This is a genomic window from Vibrio sp. 1F263, assembly GCF_041439035.1.
Taxonomy (GTDB): Bacteria; Pseudomonadota; Gammaproteobacteria; order Enterobacterales; family Vibrionaceae; genus Vibrio; species Vibrio tasmaniensis_A.
Genome location: NZ_JBGONI010000039.1, coordinates 16,313 through 41,046, shown reverse-complemented (window position 1 = coordinate 41,046; position 24,734 = coordinate 16,313). Strand labels below are relative to the sequence as shown.

25 protein-coding genes and 3 pseudogenes are annotated in these 24,734 nt (G+C 42.6%); 18 read left to right on the top strand and 10 right to left on the bottom strand.

The features are described from left to right. Positions 1-54 precede the first annotated feature (54 nt). Positions 55-566: pseudogene (locus ACED25_RS19525) on the top strand (IS630 family transposase); the annotation flags it as partial. Positions 567-764: 198 nt separating this feature from the next. Here the strand turns inward: ACED25_RS19525 and ACED25_RS19520 are convergent. The 9 genes and pseudogenes from ACED25_RS19520 to sctN form a co-directional block, all read right to left on the bottom strand. Further along, positions 765-1,164, bottom strand: a pseudogene (locus ACED25_RS19520) (IS3 family transposase); the annotation flags it as partial. A 114-nt stretch (positions 1,165-1,278) separates the two neighbouring features. Continuing rightward, a complete protein-coding gene (sctU, locus tag ACED25_RS19515) occupies positions 1,279-2,331 on the bottom strand; it encodes a type III secretion system export apparatus subunit SctU (protein ID WP_017096437.1) in 1,053 nt (350 codons plus the stop codon). A gap of 287 nt (positions 2,332-2,618) precedes the next feature. After that, a complete protein-coding gene (gene sctT, locus ACED25_RS19510) occupies positions 2,619-3,401 on the bottom strand; it encodes a type III secretion system export apparatus subunit SctT (RefSeq protein WP_029222875.1) in 783 nt (260 codons plus the stop codon). Then, positions 3,398-3,664 (bottom strand): type III secretion system export apparatus subunit SctS, encoded by a 267-nt coding sequence (gene sctS / locus ACED25_RS19505; RefSeq protein WP_017096439.1) that lies wholly within the window; start codon positions 3,662-3,664, stop codon positions 3,398-3,400. Before sctS ends, sctT begins: the two co-directional genes overlap by 4 nt. Before the next feature lie 13 nt (positions 3,665-3,677). Then, the gene (gene vscR, locus ACED25_RS19500; protein ID WP_017096440.1) at positions 3,678-4,328 is read right to left on the bottom strand and encodes a SctR family type III secretion system export apparatus subunit VscR; all 651 of its coding nucleotides are present in this window, start codon (positions 4,326-4,328) and stop codon (positions 3,678-3,680) included. Next, positions 4,325-5,290: a type III secretion system cytoplasmic ring protein SctQ gene (gene sctQ, locus ACED25_RS19495; protein ID WP_029223742.1), complete on the bottom strand. Its 966-nt coding sequence runs from the start codon at positions 5,288-5,290 to the stop codon at positions 4,325-4,327. Before sctQ ends, vscR begins: the two co-directional genes overlap by 4 nt. Next, positions 5,290-6,219 (bottom strand): type III secretion system needle length determinant, encoded by a 930-nt coding sequence (locus tag ACED25_RS19490; protein WP_371695901.1) that lies wholly within the window; start codon positions 6,217-6,219, stop codon positions 5,290-5,292. Before ACED25_RS19490 ends, sctQ begins: the two co-directional genes overlap by 1 nt. A 9-nt stretch (positions 6,220-6,228) precedes the next feature. Next, positions 6,229-6,690 carry a YscO family type III secretion system apparatus protein gene (locus tag ACED25_RS19485; protein ID WP_017096443.1) on the bottom strand — a complete coding sequence of 154 codons (462 nt, stop codon included), beginning with the start codon at positions 6,688-6,690 and terminating at the stop codon, positions 6,229-6,231. Continuing rightward, positions 6,687-8,009, bottom strand: a complete 1,323-nt coding sequence (gene sctN / locus ACED25_RS19480) for a type III secretion system ATPase SctN (protein ID WP_017096444.1) — start codon at positions 8,007-8,009, stop codon at positions 6,687-6,689. Before sctN ends, ACED25_RS19485 begins: the two co-directional genes overlap by 4 nt. 186 nt (positions 8,010-8,195) lie before the next feature. On the opposite strand from sctN, the gene sctW reads away from it, so the two are divergent. The 12 genes from sctW to vopD are packed head-to-tail and all read left to right on the top strand — an operon-like array spanning position 8,196 to position 17,923. Continuing rightward, complete coding sequence (sctW, locus tag ACED25_RS19475; RefSeq protein WP_017096445.1) at positions 8,196-9,089, top strand: type III secretion system gatekeeper subunit SctW; 894 nt, start codon at positions 8,196-8,198, stop codon at positions 9,087-9,089. Next, positions 9,070-9,354: a TyeA family type III secretion system gatekeeper subunit gene (locus ACED25_RS19470; protein WP_017096446.1), complete on the top strand. Its 285-nt coding sequence runs from the start codon at positions 9,070-9,072 to the stop codon at positions 9,352-9,354. Before sctW ends, ACED25_RS19470 begins: the two co-directional genes overlap by 20 nt. Next, on the top strand, positions 9,341-9,715 hold the full coding sequence (gene sycN, locus ACED25_RS19465; protein ID WP_371695900.1) for a type III secretion chaperone SycN: 375 nt from the start codon (positions 9,341-9,343) through the stop codon (positions 9,713-9,715). The genes ACED25_RS19470 and sycN overlap by 14 nt, the downstream gene beginning before the upstream one ends. Then, complete coding sequence (gene vscX, locus ACED25_RS19460; RefSeq protein WP_017096448.1) at positions 9,712-10,089, top strand: type III secretion system protein VscX; 378 nt, start codon at positions 9,712-9,714, stop codon at positions 10,087-10,089. The genes sycN and vscX overlap by 4 nt, the downstream gene beginning before the upstream one ends. Positions 10,090-10,094: 5 nt before the next feature. Next, positions 10,095-10,433: a type III secretion system chaperone VscY gene (gene vscY / locus ACED25_RS19455; protein ID WP_017096449.1), complete on the top strand. Its 339-nt coding sequence runs from the start codon at positions 10,095-10,097 to the stop codon at positions 10,431-10,433. Further along, a complete protein-coding gene (gene sctV, locus ACED25_RS19450) occupies positions 10,417-12,543 on the top strand; it encodes a type III secretion system export apparatus subunit SctV (RefSeq protein ID WP_102249940.1) in 2,127 nt (708 codons plus the stop codon). The genes vscY and sctV overlap by 17 nt, the downstream gene beginning before the upstream one ends. Next, positions 12,543-12,977 (top strand): LcrR family type III secretion system chaperone, encoded by a 435-nt coding sequence (locus ACED25_RS19445; protein WP_017096451.1) that lies wholly within the window; start codon positions 12,543-12,545, stop codon positions 12,975-12,977. The genes sctV and ACED25_RS19445 overlap by 1 nt, the downstream gene beginning before the upstream one ends. A gap of 40 nt (positions 12,978-13,017) precedes the next feature. Further along, positions 13,018-13,308: an LcrG family type III secretion system chaperone gene (locus ACED25_RS19440; RefSeq protein WP_017096452.1), complete on the top strand. Its 291-nt coding sequence runs from the start codon at positions 13,018-13,020 to the stop codon at positions 13,306-13,308. 10 nt (positions 13,309-13,318) lie between these two features. Next, complete coding sequence (locus ACED25_RS19435) at positions 13,319-15,205, top strand: virulence-associated V antigen (protein ID WP_017096453.1); 1,887 nt, start codon at positions 13,319-13,321, stop codon at positions 15,203-15,205. 12 nt (positions 15,206-15,217) lie between these two features. Then, a complete protein-coding gene (locus ACED25_RS19430) occupies positions 15,218-15,709 on the top strand; it encodes a SycD/LcrH family type III secretion system chaperone (RefSeq protein ID WP_017096454.1) in 492 nt (163 codons plus the stop codon). Between the two features lie 3 nt (positions 15,710-15,712). After that, a complete protein-coding gene (gene sctE / locus ACED25_RS19425; protein WP_017096455.1) occupies positions 15,713-16,912 on the top strand; it encodes a type III secretion system translocon subunit SctE in 1,200 nt (399 codons plus the stop codon). 9 nt (positions 16,913-16,921) lie between these two features. Then, the gene (gene vopD / locus ACED25_RS19420; RefSeq protein ID WP_371695899.1) at positions 16,922-17,923 is read left to right on the top strand and encodes a type III secretion system translocon subunit VopD; all 1,002 of its coding nucleotides are present in this window, start codon (positions 16,922-16,924) and stop codon (positions 17,921-17,923) included. 381 nt (positions 17,924-18,304) lie between these two features. Here the strand turns inward: vopD and ACED25_RS19415 are convergent. Continuing rightward, positions 18,305-18,619 (bottom strand): annotated as a pseudogene (locus tag ACED25_RS19415) (transposase); the annotation flags it as partial. A gap of 377 nt (positions 18,620-18,996) precedes the next feature. On the opposite strand from ACED25_RS19415, the gene ati1 reads away from it, so the two are divergent. The 5 genes from ati1 (at position 18,997) to ACED25_RS19390 (ending at position 24,732) form a co-directional block, all read left to right on the top strand. Continuing rightward, positions 18,997-19,446 (top strand): Ati1 family type III secretion system chaperone, encoded by a 450-nt coding sequence (gene ati1 / locus ACED25_RS19410; RefSeq protein ID WP_017096458.1) that lies wholly within the window; start codon positions 18,997-18,999, stop codon positions 19,444-19,446. 30 nt (positions 19,447-19,476) lie between these two features. After that, positions 19,477-20,964: a VPA0450 family T3SS effector inositol phosphatase gene (locus ACED25_RS19405; protein WP_017096459.1), complete on the top strand. Its 1,488-nt coding sequence runs from the start codon at positions 19,477-19,479 to the stop codon at positions 20,962-20,964. Positions 20,965-21,773: 809 nt separating this feature from the next. After that, positions 21,774-22,268, top strand: coding sequence for a YscW family type III secretion system pilotin (locus ACED25_RS19400; protein ID WP_017096461.1), 495 nt, complete (start codon positions 21,774-21,776; stop codon positions 22,266-22,268). A 480-nt stretch (positions 22,269-22,748) separates the two neighbouring features. Next, the gene (locus tag ACED25_RS19395; protein WP_017096462.1) at positions 22,749-23,618 is read left to right on the top strand and encodes an AraC family transcriptional regulator; all 870 of its coding nucleotides are present in this window, start codon (positions 22,749-22,751) and stop codon (positions 23,616-23,618) included. A 133-nt stretch (positions 23,619-23,751) separates the two neighbouring features. Beyond that, positions 23,752-24,732, top strand: coding sequence for a T3SS regulon anti-activator ExsD domain-containing protein (locus ACED25_RS19390; protein ID WP_102249941.1), 981 nt, complete (start codon positions 23,752-23,754; stop codon positions 24,730-24,732). The last annotated feature ends 2 nt before the right edge of the window (positions 24,733-24,734 follow it).

Genomic DNA, 24,734 nt, shown 5'->3' with positions numbered 1-24,734 from the left:
TGATCTTATTCTTCGTGCTGAAGGATTAGAATGCGGTGTTCATGGCACGCTTACACCTTATCAACCAAAATATCTCATGGCTGGATACGTACTGGTCAGGATAAAGTGATTGAAACAACGGGTGATCGCAGCAGATTGAACATTATTGGTGCACTGAACCTGTCGGATATTGGTGCCACCATTGTTCACGATTACGAAAGCATTAACAGTGAAAGTATTGTTCGCTTTTTCTGTAAGTTAAGAGAGAGCTATCTGTTAGCCCATAAGCTTCATATCATCTTAGATGGTGCAGGATATCACCGCAGTGACTTAGTCAAAGATGCGGCGTTTGTCCTAAATATCGAACTGCATTATCTTCCACCTTATAGCCCAAACCTAAACCCAATAGAGCGGCTATGGAAAGTAATGAATGAGAAGTCGAGGAACAATGTTTACTTCAAAAGCAAACGGGACTTCAAGGCGGCAATAGGTCAATTTTTTACTGTGACTCTTCCAGAGATCGCAGGCTCTTTGACATCTCGAATTAATGATAAATTCAAGTTCTCAAGCCTGCATCTTCAAGTTGATTGGGTATATAGCCACTATCATTATGTTCAATCGTGTGAATCTGTTCTTGTAGGCGTTGTTGATCAAATCAGCTTGAGGTTCAACGACGCCATATTTGACTAATAGTTAGCTTCTAACAGGCATACCTAGTCCTATGACTTTGTTTATAGCTTTGACATTCGCCCTAATGATCTGCTCCAGTTAGACTGGAGAAGGTATTAAGCGACATATTGTTTTTCAAAGTTAATTGGGCTTAGATACCCAAGAGCCCTGTGCCTTCTTGTTCGATTATAAACAACTTCGATGTATTCAAAGAGTGCTTGAAGCATCTCTTCTCGCATCATTATCGGCTCGTCTTGGACAGCTTCTACTTTCATTGAGTGGAAAAAGCTTTCAAAACAGGCGTTCCAACAATTACCACGACGGCTCATGCTTTGAGTTATACGATATCGACAAACTCTCCGCTTGCCATCTGTCTTGCGTTTTTGACTTTCCATTCACCTTCGCCATCAACCATTGGCCAGTCGCATCAATGGCTAGGTGCTGTATTGCTTTTCTCGTTTTTGGCTTAAATGAGACCTCTACTTTCTTTGCTCTACGATTGAGCCTGGTGTAATGCACAACCAATAGCTTACGGAGAAATGGATCATTTTCATGTCTTAAAAATTGTATCTTCAAGTTGAGTGAGTCGAGTACTAGCGATATTTACCTTGAACCACATAGTTTTCTCGCTTATTGCTCTTCAGATTGCTCCAGAGACGCAACCCAGCGCAGGATCTCTGCGGTGGCTTCAATAAGATCGCCAGGAATGTATTGGTCTAACTGCCCATCCGCATATAACGCACGTGCGAGCGGTACTTTCTGCATCACCGGAACCCCTTCTTCTTTGGCAATCGCAATCATACGCTTTGCCATCGCATCAGTCTCTTTTAGGGTAATCACAGGCAGAGGTGTTTCGCCCTTTTTATAGTACAAACCGATGGCAATGTGTGTTGGGTTTGTAACCAGCACATTCGAGCGTTTAACGTTATCTCTTTGGTTAGAAGTTTGCATTTCTTGGTGCAGTTGACGACGTTGACTTTTTATTTCAGGGCTGCCTTCCATCTCTTTGTATTCACGTTTCACTTCATCTTTGGTCATCTTTAACTGTTTAGTGTGGTCGAACTTTTGGTAAGAAAAATCGGCTGCGGCAATCACAATAAAGCCTACCGCAGAGATAATCATCAATTGTTTGATTAATACGCCAGTGATGATCGGTACACACTCTAACCCACAGGTAGGTATCTGCAGTAACGTGTTTAAGTTACCTTTCAGCGTTATCCAAATAATGCATGAAAGTAACGAAACTTTGAGAATGGACTTAATAAACTCAATGATACTCTTTAACGAAAAAATTCGCTTTGCCCCTTCGACTGGATTGATCTTCTTGATGTCCGGTTTGACAGACTCGCCACTAAATAGAAAGCCGAACTGTCCCATGTTAGCCATGATGGCGACTAAGGTTGCAATCAAGAGGATCGGCGCAAGCAGATAAACCATTTCTTTGGCGATGGCGATAGCTACGTCGAGTAGTGCATCTTGAAAGCCCTGATATGCCAATTTGCTTGGCAGTAAAATTAGGGCAGATATGTGCGACATATAGTAATCGGCGAATGCAAACAACACGACAATCAAAGACAGAATCAATGAAGATGAAATGATTTCCTGACTTTTTGCAACTTGCCCTTTTTGGCGGGCATCCCTGAGTTTTTTTGGGGTGGGGAGTTCAGTTTTTTCTCCGCTCATTATTAGGACCTGTTTATTTATTTTGGTTGAATTTTGTTCGAGATAAAGCGTTTTAATCAGGTGAGAGGCGGACGGCTAATTCCTTTTCGCCGAATCGTTCTAAGTAAATCCCTCTCAACAAAGAGTAAAACGTTTTAGCTGAACTCTTTGGACGGCGTTTGTGGTTTCTTTCCACTGCATTATAGGTTTATCGAATAGAGTTACCACATTTCAAAGCATCTATTTTTGCAAGAACAATCTACAAGTCGCTGCAAAAATAAGTTCGAGAGATAAGCAGACTCTAGCGATTACCAAATAGTGTTTAGCTGCTCTGAGAACAGTGCGATTTCAGAGAAAAGTGCTTGAAAGTGGTTCATCATCAGAGCCAGATACACAATCAATAACACACTGGCGATGGCACTTTTGATCGGCATTGCCAAGAAGAAAACGTTGAGTTGTGGTGCGAATCGGCTGATGAGCGCAAGCCCAAACTCGGCAAGGAACATCGCCAGTACTATAGGCGCAGACATCAAAACTCCAAGCCACATTAATTGCTCAAATTGGTCGTAGAAAAAGCGTGCCCACCCTTCTGTTATGGTTGGAAAAAAACCTATCACAGGCCATGACGAGTAACTGGAAAATAGCGCATAAAGAAAAGTGACAAAGCCACCGCCCGAGAAGAACAAAGTGATCAGAGTTTGAGTCAACAATACCGCCGTTGGCGTCGATTGCGAACCGAGGGTGGGGTTAAACATGCTCGCCATGGCTGCGCCTCGCTGGTTATCCACGAGAAAGCCTGCCGCCTCGATTGCCCAAAAGGGGATCGCCGCAATAAAGCCAATGAGCAGACCCAATAACACCTCTTTCCCCAAGATAACCATTAACCAGATTCCATCCGTTTCTGCAGGTAAATTTTGTTGATTAATTATAGGAAATATAAAAAGTGCAAGAGAACACAAGATTCCATTTCTCACCATGGTGCCACCCAGCATTTGCTTGTTTAAGATCGGCAGGAATATAAAACAAGCCATTAACCTAGGAAGCGTTAAGCTGTACAGGAACAGTGCGTGGTGCAAATCATCGTAACTCATCGTATTTGCGGGATTTTATCTAAGGTCAATGTTGCAAACGAATGCAGCTCGGCGCCCAACCACTGTGCGGTAACAAACAAGGTAATTATGACGGCAATCAGTTTAACGACAAATCCCAACGTTTGTTCTTGAACTTGAGTCAGTGCTTGGATGAGTGAGACTAAGGTGCCAACAAACGCCGCAACCAGAATCGGTGGCAGCGACAAGAATAGAACAAGCGTTAAAGCCTGAGTGGCAAAGTGGATTATTTCGGCCGGATTCATATTTCTCTCCTCACTATCCGTAGCTGAGTACTAAGCCATGAGTTAGCTTGGTCCAACCGTCAAGTAACACAAAAAGCAGTAGTTTGAATGGTAGCGAAATTGTCATCGGCGATACCATCATCATCCCCATTGCCAGTAGGATGTTGGACACGATTAGGTCGACAGCGATGAAGGGCAGATACAACAAGAAACCAATCTCAAATGCCCTAGTTAGTTCACTGACCGTGAAGGCGGGGAGTAACAACAATAAGCTGTCTGACTCTAAGCGGTCGAAGTACTTCTGTGGCCACAAGGTTCTCGCAGCATCGGTAAAAAACACCGTTTCAGTTTCACGGATGTGTTTTTTCAAAAACTCTCGATATGGCTGCAGTCCGCTTTCAATCAGCCCTTCAACACTGTCGGAATCTTCTAGGGATATTTCATGTTGTGTAACGTAGTCGTAGGTTTCAAATCCTACTGGTGCCATAATGAAGATCGACAAAATTATCGCCAATCCGTACAGCGCCATATTGGGTGGTATTTGTTGTACACCCAGTGCGTTTCTCAATAGAGAGAACACCACAGCAAGCTTTACGAAAGAGGTCGCCATCATTGCAATGAAAGGAACCAAAGCAAGTAGGGCGAGCGTGACGATTAGGTTCAGTTCATCAGGTAACTGGATCATGCTGGCTCCTGACTACCGCCAAACAATTCGAGAACGCGAACACCTAAGCGTTCATTGATGCTCACAAGTTCACACTCACCAATAATTCTTCCGTTTGCTCGCATAGTGACCGGGTTTGAAATTGGCTGGTTAAGCTCAAAGGTAAAGCCAGGTTGTAGCGCGTTAAGTTGTTCTAAAGTTATGGTTTGCTGACCAACATCAAAAGTGAGTTCAATTGGCAGTTGCTTGTGGTCGGTAAGTACTTCAGAGCTATTGATATCGTTCATATTGGTTTCTTTATCTAGGATGTGGAGTATGGTTTCGTCGAGTTGGCATCGCCAAAGGTTTTGATTGGATATCTGAAAGAGCACTTGATGTTGTGCGATGTGGCAATCATCGAAAAACACCACATCCCCCAATTCCAGTTGCTCGAATTGGCTGACTGCCAAACGTGTTTTGCCAAAACTCAACCAGAATGGTAGTGCAATATTTTGACTTAGGTAAGATGGTGCTTGTGGCAACGCGCCAAGTAGCACATCTCGACCTTCATGCACCCAGAGGCTAAGAGATGCGTCATCACGGTTGATGGTGAGCATCAATACATTCTCTTGCTGAGTTTGCTGTTCAAGAGGTTGTAACTTGCTTAAGACAGGAAGCTGCCCAAAAAGACGTTTAATCACATCGGTGTATGGTTCAATCTGGCTATTGAGTAACGCCAATTGCAATGAGTTTGGTAGTGATTCAAAAGCCGTTGAGTCAAGCATGTCATGTAACCACAACTGTAATTGCGCACCACAAAAATCTATTTTGATCGTTTGCCCTCCAATGAATAACGCCAAACGATAGCCAGTAAATTGAGGTTTTGGCCCTAGCGTAACCGACAGGCTGTTGCTCAGGCTATCTTGAAAGTGGCATTGTTTCGCACATAGTTGATTGCTTAGCGAGATGCTTGATGCGTCGACTTTAGGGAAATTAAGTATCATCATTCGTCCTCAGGCTTCCATTCATCATAAATACTGCGTTGTTGTCGAGAACGTTGTTGATCTTGTTGTTGGTTCATTTGCTCGCTGATTGAGATTCGAATCGGTTGTTCAATCCCCAAGCGTTGTAAGCGCTCAACCAATTCTTGTTTAGCGTTTGGGTTGATTAGCGAAAGGGCATGCTCTTGTTTAATTAAGACGCTGTAACCAGAACTGTCGTGCTTAATGGAGATCTCACCACCTTTCAATTGACCTTCATTGAGAAACAGTCGGACCTCCTTCTCGTTCGCTGTTGGGAGAGAAACATAGATCTTTTCGACCAACTTACTAATCAGATCGTTCACGTTTCTTGCCGAGCTGCGAGGTGTTTGCGCTTCCATACTCTTTAGGATCACATCACCTTGAGTAGTCGGTTGGTTTATATTCGCCGCCGAGTGCAGTTTGGTGCCCACTTCAGAGGTTGAATGATGTAAATCAATGCGCTTTAAGGGTTTTAGCTTCTCTTCAAATGCGGACAACGTAGCTTTCGCTTCTGTGTTAATCTGCGCGTTACTTAAGGTTACCGCTTCTTTTACTGTCGTATCGGGCTTTAGTCGCTGACCATTCAAGACGTTTTGCACAGAGGTAGCGGCTTTACCATCAAACTGGATTGGCGCTGGTTGAGTATTCAAGCCTTTTGGGAAACCGTCAATAATGTCTTTGGGATCGAGATACAAGCCATCAAGAGATGCGCTTGAATCCGTTGAATCCGTTGAATCCGTTGAATCAGCTTGGTCTTTGGCACTCTTTTGCTGAAGATTGGCTGGCTGAGTTTTAGGCTTCAGAGCATTGTTAAAGATAGACTCAAGTTCTTCCGAGACGTTAGTCGCGGGACTCTGTCGAACCTTTTTGGGAAATCCTGCTGTGTCTGGGTGATCGTGTTTGACTCGCATTTTTACCTTCTATGAAACAATGGCACTACGAAACTCTTCTTGTTCGAGCTCTTCTTGGTACTGCACTTGACGTATTTGTTCAGCGATTTCTTGTTCGTTTAGCTGAATGAATTTTTCTTTGGTTTTATGAGCGGCGATTGCTTCTTTTTTTCTCTCTTTGAGCCGTTGAGCTTCTTGCTCCAATACTTTTTTGGCTTCAGCGGCTCGCTGCTTTAAATCGGCTTCTCTTTCCCTCAATAGTGCGATTTCTTGTCGCAATATCTCGAGTTCTTTTAGCACCACCATTTTCTGCTTCGCTTTGGTAAATCGTCGCTCTTCTTCTTCTTTTCGCCATTGGTGATAATCGACTACGGACTGCTCGGATTTTCGCCTTATAGAGAGGGCGTTGTTGACTCGGTACTCTTGCTGCTGAACTGCACTGTCAGCTCGCTCGGCACGAATCGTTTTGATCTCTAGTAACTGCTCGATCATAAGCCCGCGAGTCCTTGTAACTGAGTCACGGTTTCGTCGAGCTCACTTGTTTCGTGTGTGCCTTGACGTAAAAACGCTCGGATATCATCACTTTGATCAATGGCCATATCCGCGCGGTTATCAGCACCATGTTGGTATTCGCCAATTTTAATCAGCAGTTCAACTTCTTCATATTTTGCCAGCATTTCACGCATATGAGCTGCCGATGCTTGATGAGTTTTATCCACGATTTGGTTCATTACACGGCTTGCTGAACGAAGCACGTCAATGGCTGGGTAGTGGTTCATTGCGGCCAGTTTCCGAGAAAGAATAATGTGACCATCAAGTATTGATCGGGTCTCGTCGGCAACTGGTTCTGTCATATCGTCACCTTCTACAAGTACGGTGTACAGAGCGGTGATGGAGCCTTTGTCTGATTGGCCAGCACGTTCCATCAGTCTTGGCAATGCAGCAAAAACAGAAGGCGGATAACCTCGTCGTGTTGGTGGTTCACCTGCTGCCAAGCCGATTTCACGTTGAGCTCGGGCAAAGCGAGTGACAGAATCCATAAGCAGTAGGACGCGTTTACCTTGGTCACGGAAGTACTCTGCGATGGAGGTGGCCACAAACGCAGCTTTGGCACGTTCCATTGCAGGTCTATCTGAGGTTGCTACGACTAACACCGCCCTTGTCATGCCTTCTTCACCAAGGTCGTGTTCGATAAATTCTTTAACCTCACGCCCCCTTTCGCCGATAAGGGCGAGAACTGTGACATCAACGTCAGCGGAGCGGATGAACTTGGCGAGTAGGGTACTTTTACCACCACCAGCCGCGGCAAAAATACCCATCCTTTGTCCTTCGCCGCAGGTGAGTAATCCGTCTATCGAACGAACCCCCATGGAGATGGGATTTTCGATCAATTTTCGTTGCATCGGTGGCGGTGCATCTTTGTAAACTGGATACCAAGCACTCGGTTCTTTATTTTGGGTGCCATCAAACGGGCGACCCAGTCCATCCAGTACCTTACCTAACAAGTGGTTGCCAACGCCTACTTCATGCATTTTTCCAAGTGGACTCACTTCGGTGTTGGAGGAAATACCAAGCATGTTTCCAAGTGGAGTAAGTAACGCGTGATGTTGCTGAAAACCAACCACTTCCGCGAGAAGCGACAAGGTTTGGTCAGGGTTGCGCAACTCACAAAGTTCCCCAACACGAACACCAGGAACCACGGCTTTGATGATGGTGCCAGTAACTTGAGTAACTCGGCCGCGGATTTGTATCAAACGAGTTTGTCTGATAGCAGATTGTTGCGTTTCGGTGATGTATGAGAAATCGTTCAATTTAGGAAATATGCGTAATAACTGGTAGTGATAGAGTAGAAAGGATGGGGCAGTATTTATAGTGACTATTGGTCGGGAGTTTTTAGAAAACTAAAAATGCCCTAAAAAAACACGTCTGATTTTGACAGCCTATTGCAAATACAACATTTACACTCAAGTCATATTGTACGAAAGGAGTGCAAATGAGTGAGTATTATCAACAATCAAATTGCAACGGGTAACAAGTTTGACACGCCAATTCGAAGCGGTCATGAGTACGTACGTTCTGGGGAGTCAATTGGTGGAAACTATCGAGGCGAGAGCGTCCGAGTACACAATGCTACTCAATCATTATTTGACGCAATGGAGGAGCTGACGTCATTAGGCTCAGAAAAAGCAGAAAAAGATCTAACCAAACGTAAAGTAAAAGATGGTGGTCTTCGGGTTAATGAAGCTCATGAGTTGGTGTCTGAATATTTAAGGAAAGTTCCTGATCTTGAGAAGAACCAAAAGATCAAAGACCTTGCTACCAAGATGGCGGGTGGCAACTTATCAACGATCGCGCAGCTACAAGCTTACCTTAATGGCTTTTCTGAAGAGAAGAGTCACCAGTACCTTGCATTAAAGGCGGTAAAAAAGTTTCTCGGAGCGAACCCAGAAAGTAAGAATCTGTTGGCGCTGATTGACCAAGCCCTTCTGAACTTTGAGCAAAATCCAGATTCTTGGTCTCAGATTGATACCGAGATTCGTGTGTCGAGCTTTGCTGATGAATATAGCAAAGAGCAAGACTTTAGCAGTTTGCACCAACTACGCGGTTTCTATCGTGACACAGTACACAGTTACCAAGGCTTAGGCTCGGCATACAAGGATGTGGTTGAGCGATTTGGTGAAAAAGAGGTGTCCACCGCCGTCGACTTTATGTTGCAAGGTATGAGTGCAGATTTAAGTGTTCAAGGCAGTAATATTGATTCGGTTAAGCTGCAGCTTTTGATGTCAGATATGCAAAAACTTAAGACGCTGAATACCCTTCAAGATCAAGTTAGTAATATCTATCAGATGTTTAAACCTCAGCAGGCAAGCCATGGCTTATCAAGTTACTGATTTAATGTCGGATGTCATCGACTTAGTTGAGCAGCGCTGGGTGGGAAGCGAAGAGATATGGAACTTAGTGAACGCCATGAAGTTGGGGGCCATTGAGCGACAAATTAGTTTTTTACGAGAACTGCACAACTTAGTTCGGCATATTTCCATTGATGTGTTTAACGACGAAGAACAGCGGCAAAACCTAATACAAGCAATACAAAAAGTGCTTGATGAAGCGATTGATTTAGAAGAAGAGGAAATTTGGAACGATGAATTGGATTGATGCGTCAGTGGATGATTTTTGCCGAGGAATGGGGCTTGAAGCCGTAAATTTCTCGTCGGCTGGACGTGTTCAGTTGAGCTTTGAACAAAGCGGCACCTTGTACCTTGAGACATATCAGGATTGTTTGTTTCTTATGTTGGTAAAAGCGCTGCCATGGCATCAATCTAATGAGTCAATTAAAAAGGCACTGAGCTTTTGTCATTCAGGGCAAGGGTGGCCATTCACTATTAAAACTGGGCTGTTCGATGAACAAGCGTTAGTTTTCTCAGCGCAAATTGAAGGCGATGAAGTTACCTTACCAACCATAGAACAAGCATTCGCGTTGCTAGTTCGTTTGCATAACGACGTGGTGAACTCATGAATCGGATTAGTACATTAAACGTTGGTATTGAAAGTTTTGCTCATATCTCTCTTGAGCAAGTCGAAAGCGACTTTCCACAACGTTTTCAACTGCTACCTGACGGTCAAGCCATCGCGACGCACCTAGAGAAATTGTATGAACTTCGCCCTTCAGAGCAGTACTTGATGCCACTCGCTAAGCCAAAGATTACACATACAGACTTACTTCGCCCAGAAAAATACCGTCAGCAGTTTGATATAACTCTGCAAAGACTTCAAGACTTGGCGAAGAAAAATGGTTCTCATACGCTAACTCAAGCAGCGGAAACGTTGCAAACTACTCAATTAGATCAACGTTATCTCACCATGGCGTTGAATCTACTGATTCAGGTTTAACTCCCATGTTACAAGCAAAAGATGTGGAGCTATTGCTTATCCACGGGGCTCTCCAAGTTCAATATAAAAAACCTAAACAAGCAATTATGTTACTCGAAGCGCTGTTGGAAATCGAACCTCAGCATAAAGAAGCTCGCCAAACATTAGCGGTAGCATGCCTGGATTTAGGGCGGTACGCTCGTTCAATCGAACTGTGCGAAAGCTTGTTGGAAGCCAACAACTCTAATGAAGCTGGTTTATGGTTTTGTCTTAGCCAAGCCCGCTGGAAACAAGATGATGTTGAGGGCGCGCGCCGCGCTCATCGCTGTTATATAAAATCTCTAAATAGTGAACCAAATGAATAAGTTGATCGATATTATTAACAAGGTTGGGCAGCGTAAAGACATCATGCTTGCCGTGATGCTACTGGCAATCGTCTTTATGATGATCTTGCCTTTACCTACGACATTGGTGGATGTACTTATCGGTACCAACATGAGTATAGCGGTCGTCTTATTGATGATTGCTATCTACATTACATCCCCCCTAGAGTTCTCTGCATTCCCAGCGGTTCTGTTGATCACTACACTATTTCGCTTGTCACTTTCTATCACTACAACACGACTTATCCTGCTGCAAGGTGATGCTGGTCAAATCGTTTCTACCTTTGGTAACTTCGTCGTGGGTGGTAACCTGGTCGTGGGCATCGTAGTTTTCCTGATCATCACAATCGTTCAGTTTATGGTGATTACTAAAGGTTCAGAAAGGGTAGCGGAAGTCAGTGCTCGATTCTCCCTTGATGCGATGCCGGGTAAGCAAATGAGTATAGACGGCGATATGCGCGCCGGGGTAATCGATGTTCATGAGGCGCGTCATCGCCGTTCAGTGATTGAAAAAGAAAGCCAAATGTACGGCTCTATGGACGGGGCGATGAAGTTCGTAAAAGGAGACTCTATTGCTGGTCTGGTGATAATCGTGGTGAATATTCTTGGCGGTGTAACCATAGGTGTGACTCAAAAAGGCATGTCAGCGTCGGAAGCATTGGAGCTATTTGCTGTTTTGACCGTAGGTGATGGCCTGGTATCGCAAATTCCGGCTCTCTTTATCGCGATTACTGCCGGTATTATTGTGACGCGCGTTTCGAATGAAGAGTCCTCTGACCTAGGCTCAGATATCGGAGCACAGGTTACAGCACAACCAAGAGCTTTGTTGATTGGCGGTGTGTTGCTAGTGTTGTTTGCGCTTATTCCCGGTTTCCCGAAGGTTACCTTCTTTGTTCTTGCTATTGTAGTCGGTGGTGGCGGCTTTTTCTTACTCCATAACAAAAAACAACAAAGTAAATTAAGCAGTGCCGACTTACCAAGTTTTGTTGCCCAAGGCGCGGGCTCGCCAGCCGCCAAATCGAACAAAGCGGCACCTCAGCGCAACAGCAAAGGAAAACTAGGTGAACAAGAAGAGTTCGCTATGACGGTACCGCTGCTAATCGATTTGGATGCTCGCTTACAAGAGAGCTTAGAAGCCGTCGCTTTGAATGATGAGCTCGCACGAGTAAGACGAGCGTTGTACCTAGATCTCGGCGTGCCGTTCCCGGGGATTCACTTACGATTTAACGAAGGGATGAGCAACGGTGAATACTTGATTCAATTGCAAGAAGTGCCAGTTGCCCGCGGTCGGATTCAAAGCTTAAAACTGCTGGTGACAGAAGATAATGAGCAGATCGATTTGCTTGGTATACCTTACGAGAAAGATGACGATTTTCTACCGGGAATTTCGAGTATTTGGGTAGACCACAGTCATAAAGTAAAACTAGAAAACAGCCAAGTGGGCTTTTTAACTCCCGACCGTATTTTGACTTACCACCTATCTCATGTGCTAAAAGAGTACGCCCAAGATTTTATCGGTATCCAAGAGACTCGTTATTTGCTAGAGCAAATGGAAGGCAGTTATTCCGAATTAGTAAAAGAGACACAGCGTATTGTGCCTTTGCAAAAAATGACGGAAATCCTACAACGCCTTGTCTCTGAGGATATTTCTATTCGTAACTTACGAGTGATCTTAGAAGCAATGGTGGAGTGGGGACAAAAAGAAAAAGACGTGGTTCAGTTGACTGAATACATCCGTTCAAGTTTGAAACGCTATATTTGTTACAAGTACGCCAGCGGTCAAAATATGTTGCCAGCATACCTGTTAGATCAGAGCTTGGAAGATATGCTCCGTAACGGTATTCGTCAGACTTCGTCGGGCAGTTACTTAGCGCTTGACCCTTCCGTTACTCAACAGTTTGTCAGCGACGTTAAGCAAGCAGTTGGTGATTTGAGCCGTATGCCAAATAAACCAGTGTTAGTGGTGTCAATGGACGTACGCCGTTACGTGCGAAAATTGATTGAATCTGAATACTACGATCTGCCAGTGCTGTCTTTTCAAGAACTAACGCAACAAATTAATATTCAACCTTTAGGCAGGGTGGGAATGTAATGGCATGTGTACTCAGTCAGTCTTTAGTGACGTCAGGAATCAAAGTGAGGCCTTATTTCTGGCAGAAAAGCACTATCTTACTTGGCCATCGCTACGAATACGACGGTATGGAGCTCGTGTTCCGAGTAGACGATGGTGAAATTATCATCGTTTTGTTGCGAAGAATTACTCCAAACCAAGGTTTGAGCAATCCTTTCTCTGCACTGTTTTTACTCGCAGAACATGCTATCCGATTGTACCCACTCAACTGGATCATTCGTGGCAACGTTGACGTATTGCGTGGTAGCAATATGAGTAACCAAAGATTAGCGCAATTCTATTTGGGAGCCTGTGGTGCGAGTCACGATGAACAAGATGATTGGTACTACTTGCGCCTGAGTGACTACCGCCCACTTAAAAAGAGAAAGAAAGTAAAAACTCTCGACTGTTACTGACAGCATCTAATAGATGCTTCGCTTTAATATAGGTATCAAGATGAAGCAACCCTTTACCGAAACCATTGAAAAATCAGAACTTGCTATCCTTACTGCAGATGACAGAGCTGAAGTGTTCAATGAACTACTTGAAGGATTAGGTGTTGGTCCAGTAGCAGGAAATATTCTGCTTGATGGGTTAAACGCCGATCCCAAACTGATGAAACAAGCAGAACATGAATTGCTCGAGGAAGTACAACGCCGCAGACAACAACAACATCCGCTCCACGGCACTAATGCCGAAGGCTCTAGGCGCAAGCGGCCTGTGTTACTTCGTGGCATAGTAATTTAAAGGTTTTTAAATGACGGATATAAACAGAAGAAACCCAGTAGGTGGGGTAGGACCTCGACCAGAGCCGCAGACCTCATTTCAGGATCGTTTGGCTGATAAATTGGCTAATATTTTAGGGGAGCCAAATGCGGCTAAGTTGAAGGCGTTGATTAGTCAATTGCCTAAGGTGTTAGGGCGTAGTGAACAAGATAGCCTTGATCTTTATGCCAATTCATTGAGGAAACTACTAGAAAAACAAGCAGCATTTACTGGCACTGCTGCAGTTGATACTGCTGCTCATTGGATGAAATCGTTGCAAAATCAAGCGGTGAATGGTCAGATTTCACCTCAAGACTTGGTAAACGGAGTCAACAAAACACTTACTTACCAATTCCGAACTTGGTTCGAAAAGCAGTTAAGTGACAAGGTAGACAATTCGCTCCCTACAGACTTTATCAATCAGTTCCGCTTAGGAAGCCAGAGTACCCAAGAAGAACAAATAGCTAACTTAGATGCCGATGCACTTAAACAAGCTACTGCGAAGATCAGTGTGTTTATAAATTCACTTTCTCAGCAAATGAGCTCTAGTAAGGTTCGTGAGAACGCTATTTCTTTTTTGCGTAATGCATTTCGCAATCTAGGTTCGGTAGACATCAACGAGCTAAATAACTCGGATTATTTATTAACGAAAGAAAGCTTCAAAGCAGCAGTTTTAGCACAGCTTACTAGATCTTTAAATAATGCAGGTCTTACGCTAAGTGGCAGTGATGCACAACTTTTGGCAAATAAAATCACTTGGCTTCCAGGTATGTCTAAGCAGGAGCTTAGAGGAGGGCTGAACGATCTGGTGAACCAAGTAAAAGGTCAATACGCAAATGCTTATGGAGCAGGTTCGGTTAGTAAGCTGCAAATAGTACTTGATGCGGCAATTGCAAAGCTAAGGAGCTCATCTACGGATATAACGCTCTCTAGCTTATTCTCGAATATGGCTGTGAGTCTTATAAACACTCAAGTCGATGCCTTTTATAGCAGTCTTCACGAAGTGCAGAAGTTCCAAACTCCACAACAACAGGTTGACCAAATAAAACAGCATACAGCACGAGATATAAGATTTCAGTTTGAAAAAATGATGTTGAGGAAAGATGTTGGTATCGACTTTGCCACTCGTCATAAAAAAATGATGAGTAACCTAGCCGCTCTGAAAGCTCGTTTAAGTAAAATCACAGAAGATGAAAAGAAAATAACGGTAGGGACTGACGGTCAAAGGAAAGCAGATGTTAAAGCTGAGCACTCGTTAACCTCTCGTGATTTGTTATCTGTGATTGATTCGACTATTGGCGATCGTTTTGATGAGCGCGTGCTGTTTTCTTTAAATGAGCGTCGAGTGAACCGTCTTGAAAAGCGTAACGAGAAGAAAGAGGAACTCCAAGAGCTTACGACTAAACTAAAAATATTTGGTCAAGTCCAGACTACCATCAGTACAAAGTTATCGGAGATAATTAACTCAAGTACTGGTGGTGGGCATTATTATCCAGACAGGCAGCATTTTACTTATAAACATTTCGGATATGAGACTCAACAAAAGTTTGAAAAAGGTAAGGAGTTTAAGTATTTAGAAAAACATATAACTCCAAGGGTTGGTTCTGATGGAGTTAAATACTTTACTCACAAACAATTTTTAGAGCATGCAGGAGTGACTGTTAGTCGCGATGTATATTATAACAATACAGATAACAAATACCTTAGTAATTTTTCTAGCTCGGTTTCAAGTAAGTCGAAGCCAATTAACGATTCTGTACAGTTAAAAACTACTGCGTTAAGCGACATCAGTTCCCAATACAACGCAACTGTTGAAGCTATGAACAAATTTGTTCAAAAGTACCACAATATTTTGCAAGCAATCCTACGAGCGATTTAAGGATAAATAACCATGACTACACAAAACCCGGTAACTGACCCATCTCAAATGCAAGCAGAGGAACTCCTTTCGTTTCTTGAGGAAGGTGGAACGTTAAAAATGCTGCACGATGTATCAGCAGATACCATTGAGCACATTTACGCTGTTGGATTCAATTTTTTCCAATCAGGAAAAATAGAGCAAGCCGGTAAGATATTCCAACTGCTTAGCATGCTTGACCACTACCAAGCACGATTTTTTATTGGTTTAGGAGCTGCTCGTCAAGAACTGGGTGAGTACCTGCAGGCGATTGACGCCTACAGTTATGCAGCGCTTGTAGATATTAATGACCCACGCCCACCTTTCCACTCTGCAGAGTGTTACCTAAAACTTGAGCAATTAACAGAGGCAGAGAGTGGGTTTTACAGCGCGAAGGGGATGTCTGCCGGAAAACCAGAGTATGCAGATTTGCATCAACGCGCAGGCATCATGTTAGAAGCGGTGAAAAACAAAAGGAGTAACTAGAATATGAATTCTATCGCACTAGACCGCACTCAGAGTCAGGCATACTTACCGGATTCTGGTCAAACAATGTTAGATAAGGTTACTAAGACTGCATCTCACGTGTCAGCTTCAGTAACGGTTGAAAACGTAAAAGGTAAAAAATCTGAAGTACCGAACACTGGTAAAGTTAAAGTTCAGCTTGATGCACCGAACGCTGCAGTTAGCGATAAGGTCAATGAATTAACGCTGAAAGCCATGAATCAACTACAAAAAATCGTTGATTCGATTGCCAAGGTTTTACATGCGGTCGCCGACAACACGGGCTCACTAGCAGTGAAAATCCTGGCAGGGTCAGCCGATGACTTTGAGGTAGAGCTAGCTGCTATCACAGACAAACTGAAGAGCGTACAAAACAAGCTTAAGATCCAAGAAGTAAAAGTAGCGAAAGCGAAACACGAACAAGAAATAAAGGATAACGAACAAAAACTCAAAGAGTCTGAAGCTGCGGCTAAAGAAGCGAAAAAATCGGGTCTGGTTTCCAAGATATTTGGGTGGGTCAGTGCCGCAGTTTCGATTATAGTGGGCGCTGTAATGGTGGCAACTGGTGTTGGAGCAGCAGCTGGTGCACTAATGATTGCCGGTGGTGTATTGGGTGTAGTCAGTATGGCTATGCAAGAACCAGCTGTTCAAAATGCAATGAAAGAAGCTGGCATTAATGTCGATGCTCTCAGCAAAGTTATGATGGCTTTAGAGATTGCGGTTGCGGTTATTGGGGCTGTTGTGACGTTTGGCGGCGCGGCTGCGGGCGGTATTGCTAAATTGGCGGGGAAAAGTGCCAGTAAAGTAGCACAAAAAATCACTGATATTGCGACTAAAGCGGCAGCTAATATGGCAAAAGTTGCAGATATGGGTTCTAAAGCAGCCACGACGACAGCTAAAGGTATTCGATTTGCTGCAGAGTCATTAGATCTTCTTTCTAATGTTGGTAAAGGCTCTGCCGATAGTGTTCATTCCAATAATAAAGCTAAAGTGACAGAAATTAATGCGGATCTTACTCAGCAGAAAGCGGAGAAGGTGCTGACTCAATCGGTTATTGATAAGCTTAAAAAAGAAATCGCTAAGATGATGGAAGGTTTCCAAGAGTTGATGAATGTCATCATGCAGATGATTCAGGCGAAAAGCGAAACGATGGAAACGGTAATGAATCGTCCAGCGACGGTTTAAGGAGAATTTATGTTAGATAAAATTGGTAAGACTGGGAATGCAGATCTATACGGTTTGGGTGAGATAGATAAAACGACTAAGGTTGAAAAAGCCCCCGAGACAAAAACCGAAGCAGCGGTTCGTGGTAACGATGAGACGGCGGTGTCAGGTGCTAAACATTATCTTTTGGAAAGACCTAAAGCGCCGAAAAGTGGAGAACAAGCTCGCGTGGTTGAAAAGCTGATGACCGCTTTGGCACCAACAGCAAATCTGCTTATGAAAACCCTAGAAAAAGCACTTCATGGTCAATCTGGAACTCAATCATCGTCAAATACGGTTTCGGAATCTCTTGCTTTGATGACCTTACTGTACCAAGTTTCGAAGTTAAGCCGAGAACAACAAACACTTGAACGTGAAATCGCGGTTGAAGCGAATGTAGCGAGCCTTAAGAGTCAAGCACAAGAGCTAAATAAATCTGCTAAAGCGATGATCGCAATGGCTGTAGTTTCAGGAGTTCTAGCCGGTGTAACGGCAATTTTGGGCGGAATAGGTTCTGCTAAAGCTGGTAAACAAATTAAAGCGGAAGCATCGACTAATACATTACTGAAAACACAAAAAGCTGGTGTAGATAAGGCTAATGATTTGTTGAACAATGGTGGGTTATCGAAAACTCAACAGCAACAGTTAAAGCGTGTTCAGGATGTCGGGCAAGACCGTCTTAGTAATTTGACTGATAAATTGACAAAAGGGGGGCGAAAGTTTGACAAAGCTACCACCTCTAATCAAGCGCGAAATTCGATTCTTCAGTCTCTTAGTCAGATGGCAAACTCAGCATCAAATGTAGAGCAAACTAAAGCTCAGGCTCGCGGTAAAGAAGATGAAGTTCTAGCGACACGTGCACAAGCATTGAAACAGAAAGCTGACGAAAATATTGGTTTTCAAGATAGTATGCTTAAAGAGCTGCGGGATCTGTTTCGCTCAATTGCTGATAGCCAAAACCAAGCATGGCGAGCATCTGCTCCTACCGTTTAAAACCACTGCGGATTAGAGTCCCCTTCTTCTAAAGTAGGTTGGCAATTTTTAGTAAGTCAGTAATGCAAGTTACTGGCTTTTTTCATGCATTTTATTTGGCAAATTCACACCTAGACTGAAATGCCGCCTAATTTCGTTAGACGTATGTATCAACTCTTCAATAAGCGTTTTAACTCGTTAAGATTTTTGTCCTGAGTCAGCAAGAACTCTTCCTTGAGGAGATCATTGACACGCTTATCTACGCTTTGTTGCGATTATCAACCCAATAATAAAACCCACTCCTAGCATAAGTTCATAGCCATTTTACTTTAGATTTTCCGCGATGTGTGGAATCCACTCATTCTCGGCGTTGTTGATCAAATCAGTTTGAGGTTCAACGACGCCAAAAACTTTGAGACCAGTCGAGTCAATCGCTATATGGCGAATAGCTCCTTTGGATTTATTGCGATATTTGACCTGAACTGTCTTCGAACGGTTGCTGATACAGGTGTAGTCAGGGGACGTCAGTGGAACATCCAATAGCTCAAAGATAGAACCAATAAAGCCTTGAAGAGCACGTAATGGCGGATAGAAGATCCCCTTAATCATCAAGGCAGTTTCAATCGCGGTATCAGAATACTGGAAACCTCTACCACGCTTGCACAGAGCCTTATTGTATTCCGCCCAGTTAGTTATCTTCTTTTCCGCTTTACCCATGTCACCACCGTTCTAACTACCATAAAGGATCAGATCACAAGACTTGGAAAAGGTTCAACTGATTTAAGCAACAATGCATTCATTCTCTGTTACTAGGAGGACGATGAGCTTAAGAAATTACAATGCACAGGTGGGTGAAACTTATGCGATGAGCAAAGCGTTGAACAAGCTTACTGGGTTATAAAACTTGTCGTATTGACTAAGAAGCACACGAAACGGTGCGAATCTGTCTCTAAACTAAATTAAGCATCAAAGCCTCTTAAAGTTCATTGAGTATAAAAACTTCCGCCCGTATTTAATATCTTGCCATTCCCTCATCTTTATAATTCTTCTCACTACGAATAAGAACCCTCAGAAAAATACACAGAAGGAACACAATGGATATTTATCAGGAAAGTATCAGTTTTTTAGGTAACGGCGTGGATTTTGATGAAAACGGATTATTTCAATGTGAGTTATCATCGGATACGAATAATCATGATGAAGCACTTTTCTTAACCGTATTTAAGAACGAAACCACCATTAGCTTACACATGTCTCTCACCAGCCCTGTGGAGTTGCCAACCCCTCTTCCAGAAACGATTGCTATCGCGATTGGTGAACATGCTCTGGAACCTTTCCGTGGTGGTTTCGGTATCGGTCTAATGCCTGATAGCCGAAGGTTAACGAGCTACAAGGTTATTTTTCTCTCAAACAAACCTCAAGATTATGTGCAGAACACTTTTCAGCAACTGTTAGAAAGAATGGAGCAATGGCACCATTTTATTGAGCAAGCGGATAACGCAGAGACAATCCCAGAAACACTTCCTGCTGGGATCTTTGTTTAAGTTCCCTTATTTAAAATACGAGTTTAATGTATGTCTACAATTCAAATTAATAGCCAGCATCGAGGTAATTTAGACCTCGCAGATATTCAAAATATTAAAAGTAGCGCCAAAGAAGGCGATACCGTTAAATTTGGTTCTGTATTTGGTAAAGAGTACAGCGTAACTAAAAATAGCGATGGTGACGTTACTCTAAAACAAAAAGAAAACCGAAGCTTTTTTAATCGTTTCTTTAGTAAAGCCGATTCTTCAAAAAACGGTGATTTAAAGCTGAATCAGATGAATCAACAACTGCATAAAAAAGAAGGCAGCGGCAACGTTAAGGTCTTAACTTTGACCTATAACCAAGCAAACCAAAAGATGCCGGAAGACACAAAGAACTACTTCCAGAACCTGATTCAAAAAGGTGACTATGATGTGGTTTTGTTTGCGGAACAAGAGTCTAAATTGCTTGCTAACGATCTTGAGCTTGATGGTATGAACCTTCTGAGTCAAAACAAAATGAAAGTTATGACGAAAGGTCTTGGTGAAGGTGTTAGCTACACTTCAATGTCCGTTTTTGCAAAAGACGGCGTCGATATTAACGTCAAAAAAGAGTCTGAATACCGTCATGGTATCGGTGGTCGAAACATGGAATTCTTCATGGGTATCACTGGTAACAAAGGTGGCGTAAAAACGGCTCTAGAGATCAATGGTCAAGCTCTAAACGTCATTTCTGCACACTTGGATTCTAACAAAGAAGTCAAACGTGAATTCGAAGGTAACAAGTTGATGGAAGGGAGCAAACCGCATGAAGAGGTTCTGATCACTGGTGATCTGAATGAGCGTGAAAAACGCACCGCTCAAGGTTCTGATGTGATGTACGATCCAGTCGCACATGATGATACGCATTTAGCCAAGCATGGCTTTAAGTTCAATCCTCTTAATAGTCACACTTACATGCAGCTTGATAAGCACACTGGTAATATTAAACAAAAAGAAGGTCGTGACCGACCTGACTTCGGTGAGCTCGATAATACTGGCTTAACAAATAAAACAGGCAACTTACAAAACCATGAAACCAGTGTTATCACTGAAGGGTTTGATAATGTCAGCGACCACAAGCCAGTACAGTCTACATTTGAAGTAAGAGGCTCCTCTCAAAAGCTGATTGAAAACGCACAAACACATACAGCAGAAGACTTCAAAAATGAAGCAGCGTACTTAAATCCTGGTACTGATCCGGCAAAAGCGACGTTTGATGATGTGACCTCAGCGAATCAAGCTCGCCTTGGTCTAGAAAACTTGAGTAGCGATGAACAAGCGTTTGTAAAAGAGAACTTCACTAGCTTTATCATCGGCAAAGATGCCATCTTTAGCCAGCTAACAAATGGCTTTATGGAAGAGATGCGTCAGCTTCACACTGCTAACCTGACCACCGGTCAACTACAGACTCAACAAATTGAATTGACCGAGAAATACGAACAGCTTAACCGCAAAGTAAACGCTCAGTTTAACCAGCAGTTCATTGCCAACCTTTAAGATAGACTCACCAGAATACCTATTTGTGAATCTATCTAGATGAATAGGAATGATGAATACAAAAGGTGATCGTAAGATTGCCTTTGCGTTCGATAGTAATCAACCTATATATACTCAAAAAGCGTTTGACGCATTTCGTTTCTTGTCATGATCTGCTCGCCTTGGCTCGCTTCAATTTTAGCTGGATAGAAGAAGTTTAAACTCAAGAATTTGTCGATATAAAGGATTAACGAGTGGTTAAAACTGAATTACGCAACAAAGTCGTCTGCTGTCAATAAATTATAATTTTGGATTGTTAACTTTAGCTAACAAGACCTGTTTACGACAGAAATGTATTCCCTTCGTTGTGAGTGATGGCGGGTAATAAGGATAAAACTAAGTGGTATCTAGGACTTTTTTTTTATTTTTTTGTTGTTAAATTATTGATTTTATTGATTTGTGTAAAAGTGATGCAATCGAGTTCATCCTTTATTTATAAAGATATTTCATTAGAATATAGATAGTTAGCAAGAACGGATAGAAAGCATGTTGCATATCGAGGGTTCAGCGCATTATATGATGAGGTCAGTTATGTTTTTGAGAAGCATGATTGCTTGATTTACTTTGGCGAACTGCCAAAGCAACGATTGCCCTTTTCTAAATGGTGCCAGTAAACGATGTATTTCATAAGTAGATAGTCGCGACCGTGCAAAGAGGCTATGCGTGCTCCATACGAAGGGGGGTCTCTGTATTGATGATACTAATTGCAGTGGTCAAATTGCTCCAGCCCTTGATAGATAACAACGGATAACCATAGCGAGTATAGCGAAATGCCCCTTATTACTGGATTAAACCGCTTTGATGCCATGGGTAACCATAACTTTGTCACTGACAATTTAGATGAATACTTGTCTCCTATGAAAAAGAACTCTTATTGCTTAATATTCCTTGCATTGATGCTAAGCGGTTGTGCAACCAAAAACCCAGTGTCAAATGGGTTTTCTAATCATCTTCAAGGAGCACTATTTGGTTGGATAACGTTTGATAATTACACCGCTCCAGTGAGTACATTTCTAAGCGTCGATGTGTGTCAGGTTTTAGATAGTCAGTGTTTTACTGTTTTACAACAAGAGTATCAAGGGGTTCAGTTACCCGTTCAATACTCGTTTGTTATTGCTCCGATTCAAGCTGGAAATGGCGAGATGAAAGTGCGCGCGATATTGCGTTATCAAGGTGAGATTATCGCAAAAAAGGAAGAGCGATATATCTTTACGCAAGGCAGTGTATATACCAACTTAAACCTAGAGGCTTATAATAATTACTAGGAAGTAATATTTTCCTTTATTATTATGTTTAATGCGTTGGAGGATATCCTAGTTCTAGGTATATTTAAAATAAGGTCATTGGGTTTTTTATTATGTAAGCATCAGTTCCTTTGAATATATATGGCTATCCCCAGGTGCTTTAATAAAGCATGTCGCACTTATTGGTTGGAATGTAAATCAAGCGAACTTTAAAAATACCACGTTCATGTGTTTAATGTAAAATTTCTTTTTGTATCACTAGTTGAAAATTAGAAAATACTAATTAACTATCAAAAATATGTCACGACGATATCAAAAATACTTTTTTGCCAGAATTATTTTTGCTATCGAAGTTAGCGCTTGGTTATTCGTTATTATTCGGGTTGGATGGTAGTGTTATGGACTATTTATTGGTAATCGGTCTGCATTTGCAATCGCACTGCTGGCTTCGACAGTTTCTCTTGTTTGAACTGGAGGAATTAAAATTATGAAGGGTAGAAAATGGATGTGTTAGGCCGACTAAACGCCGAAAGGGTCGACTCGCACTTGCGAAAAATTCATGGTGCGTGCTGCTATGAAAAATACGATGAAGTGTTTCATTCTAGCCAGTCTCATATTGTTATCGTTCACAATGGTCAATTGAGGGTGCAAACCGGGGGTTGTACGCTAGACGTGGTCGCTGGTCGAGGGGTTTATCTTTCTCAAGGGGATTACTTACTAGAATACACACCGATAGGCGGTCAATATGCGGCTTCGGTTATCGAATTTGACAATGAACTGGTGAGTCAACTATTGCAAAAGCATAGTGACCTTTTGATGTCGTTGCCAAAGGTTGAGGATGTACAGTCTGGATTATTCCCTTTTACTCTAAACTTATTGATAGAACAGACGTTATTAGGGATTAATACTCTAGAAGAGCAATCTTTTCCTGATGCTATTATGCGCTTAAAGTATGAGGAAATGCTCATCTTGTTACTGCATGGTGACCAAGGTGAACACCTCTACGCGTTGTTATCACAACTGACAAATCGAACCTCAGAGAGACTCCGTCGCTTTATGGATCTTCATTATCTTAAAGAGTGGAAACTGACAGACTATGCTCAAGAGTTTGGTGCGAGTCTGACTACGTTTAAAGAGCTTTTTAACGAATATTATGGTATCTCCCCTAGAGCTTGGATCAGTGAACGTCGTTTATTACACGCTCACAAACTATTGCTCACAAGCAAGATGAACATTGTCGATGTTGCGATGGAAGCGGGGTTTTCAAGCCAGTCTTACTTTACACAAAGTTACCGTCGTCGCTTTGGAACGACACCAAGTAAGGTCCGTTCTGGAGATGATCCGGTAGTAATTGTTAAGCGAAATGTCTGACGACTAAAATTTTCTGACTAATTTTGAAAGGCATTAACGGGTGTAAACCCTATTATGCTCAGCGTAACGATGAACAAAACTATTATCTCTACTTCCTTCTGGATTGCTCGAAGTAGATACGGAGAAGATTAAAATGAAAAAGCAGCATTGGCGACGCCGTTCGCTTTTTCCTAACAACATTGTGCTGCAGAGGAAGGTCACTGTATTGCAGCGAGGCGCAAGGTACGAGGGCTTACCTAAATCAACACAAGAGCTTAACGTTGTTAATGTAAACCACAGACAGCTACTCAGTGAAGGTGTTCTGAGTTACGACCAATTGTCTTTACTGCAGCGCTTGCTTGATCGTAATGTTGTTGATTGTTTATGTGCAAGTCAGCTAATTAAAACATATCAAAAGCTTGGAACGTGTTTAGACCGCTCTGCTATGCGCCTTTTCTTAGAAGTGGGTGGGCAACTAAGTGACGAACGGGTGTTGAACTCTTTTGAACAAAGACTGGATTACATTAATCAGCGATTAGGTTACCGCTTCAATCTAGCGTCACCTAAGACACTAATTCTTTCGATGTATTTAACCTTAAATGAATGGTGCAATCAGCAAACGGATCAGAGGGCGCTACAAGACTCCATCAAGCTTGAACAGTTAATCAATCAACTGAGTATTCAGAAAGAGTATTGGATGAGATTGTCCGGAGAAGCGAGTAGCACATTTTTTGCTGAACAACAGTTGGATCTCATTGAGAATCAGCATAGTGAATTGCATGACCAACTTCGCGTTCTCAATGAGCAACAAAATCAAGTTATTGAATCTCATCGAGCACTAGTTGAAGAGTGGAAGCCAACTCTAGATAAACTCAAGGACTTATATGAGTACAGTAGAATATCAGATAAATTTATATCTGAATGGAAAATATGGTGTAGCCAGGCTCGAGTACAAGCTCCTGAGCTGAGCGATATTTGGGATGCATGTGAGCTTGTGTTCAGCGATCTAAATGCCGTCGCTAAAATTTGGCAATGGTTTCAAGATATGCAAACCGTTGGCAGAGTGGATCATTACTACGTTGATATTCAAAACAATGAGTGCGGGCAAGCTTGTAACAATCTCAGGCAGATTTAAAT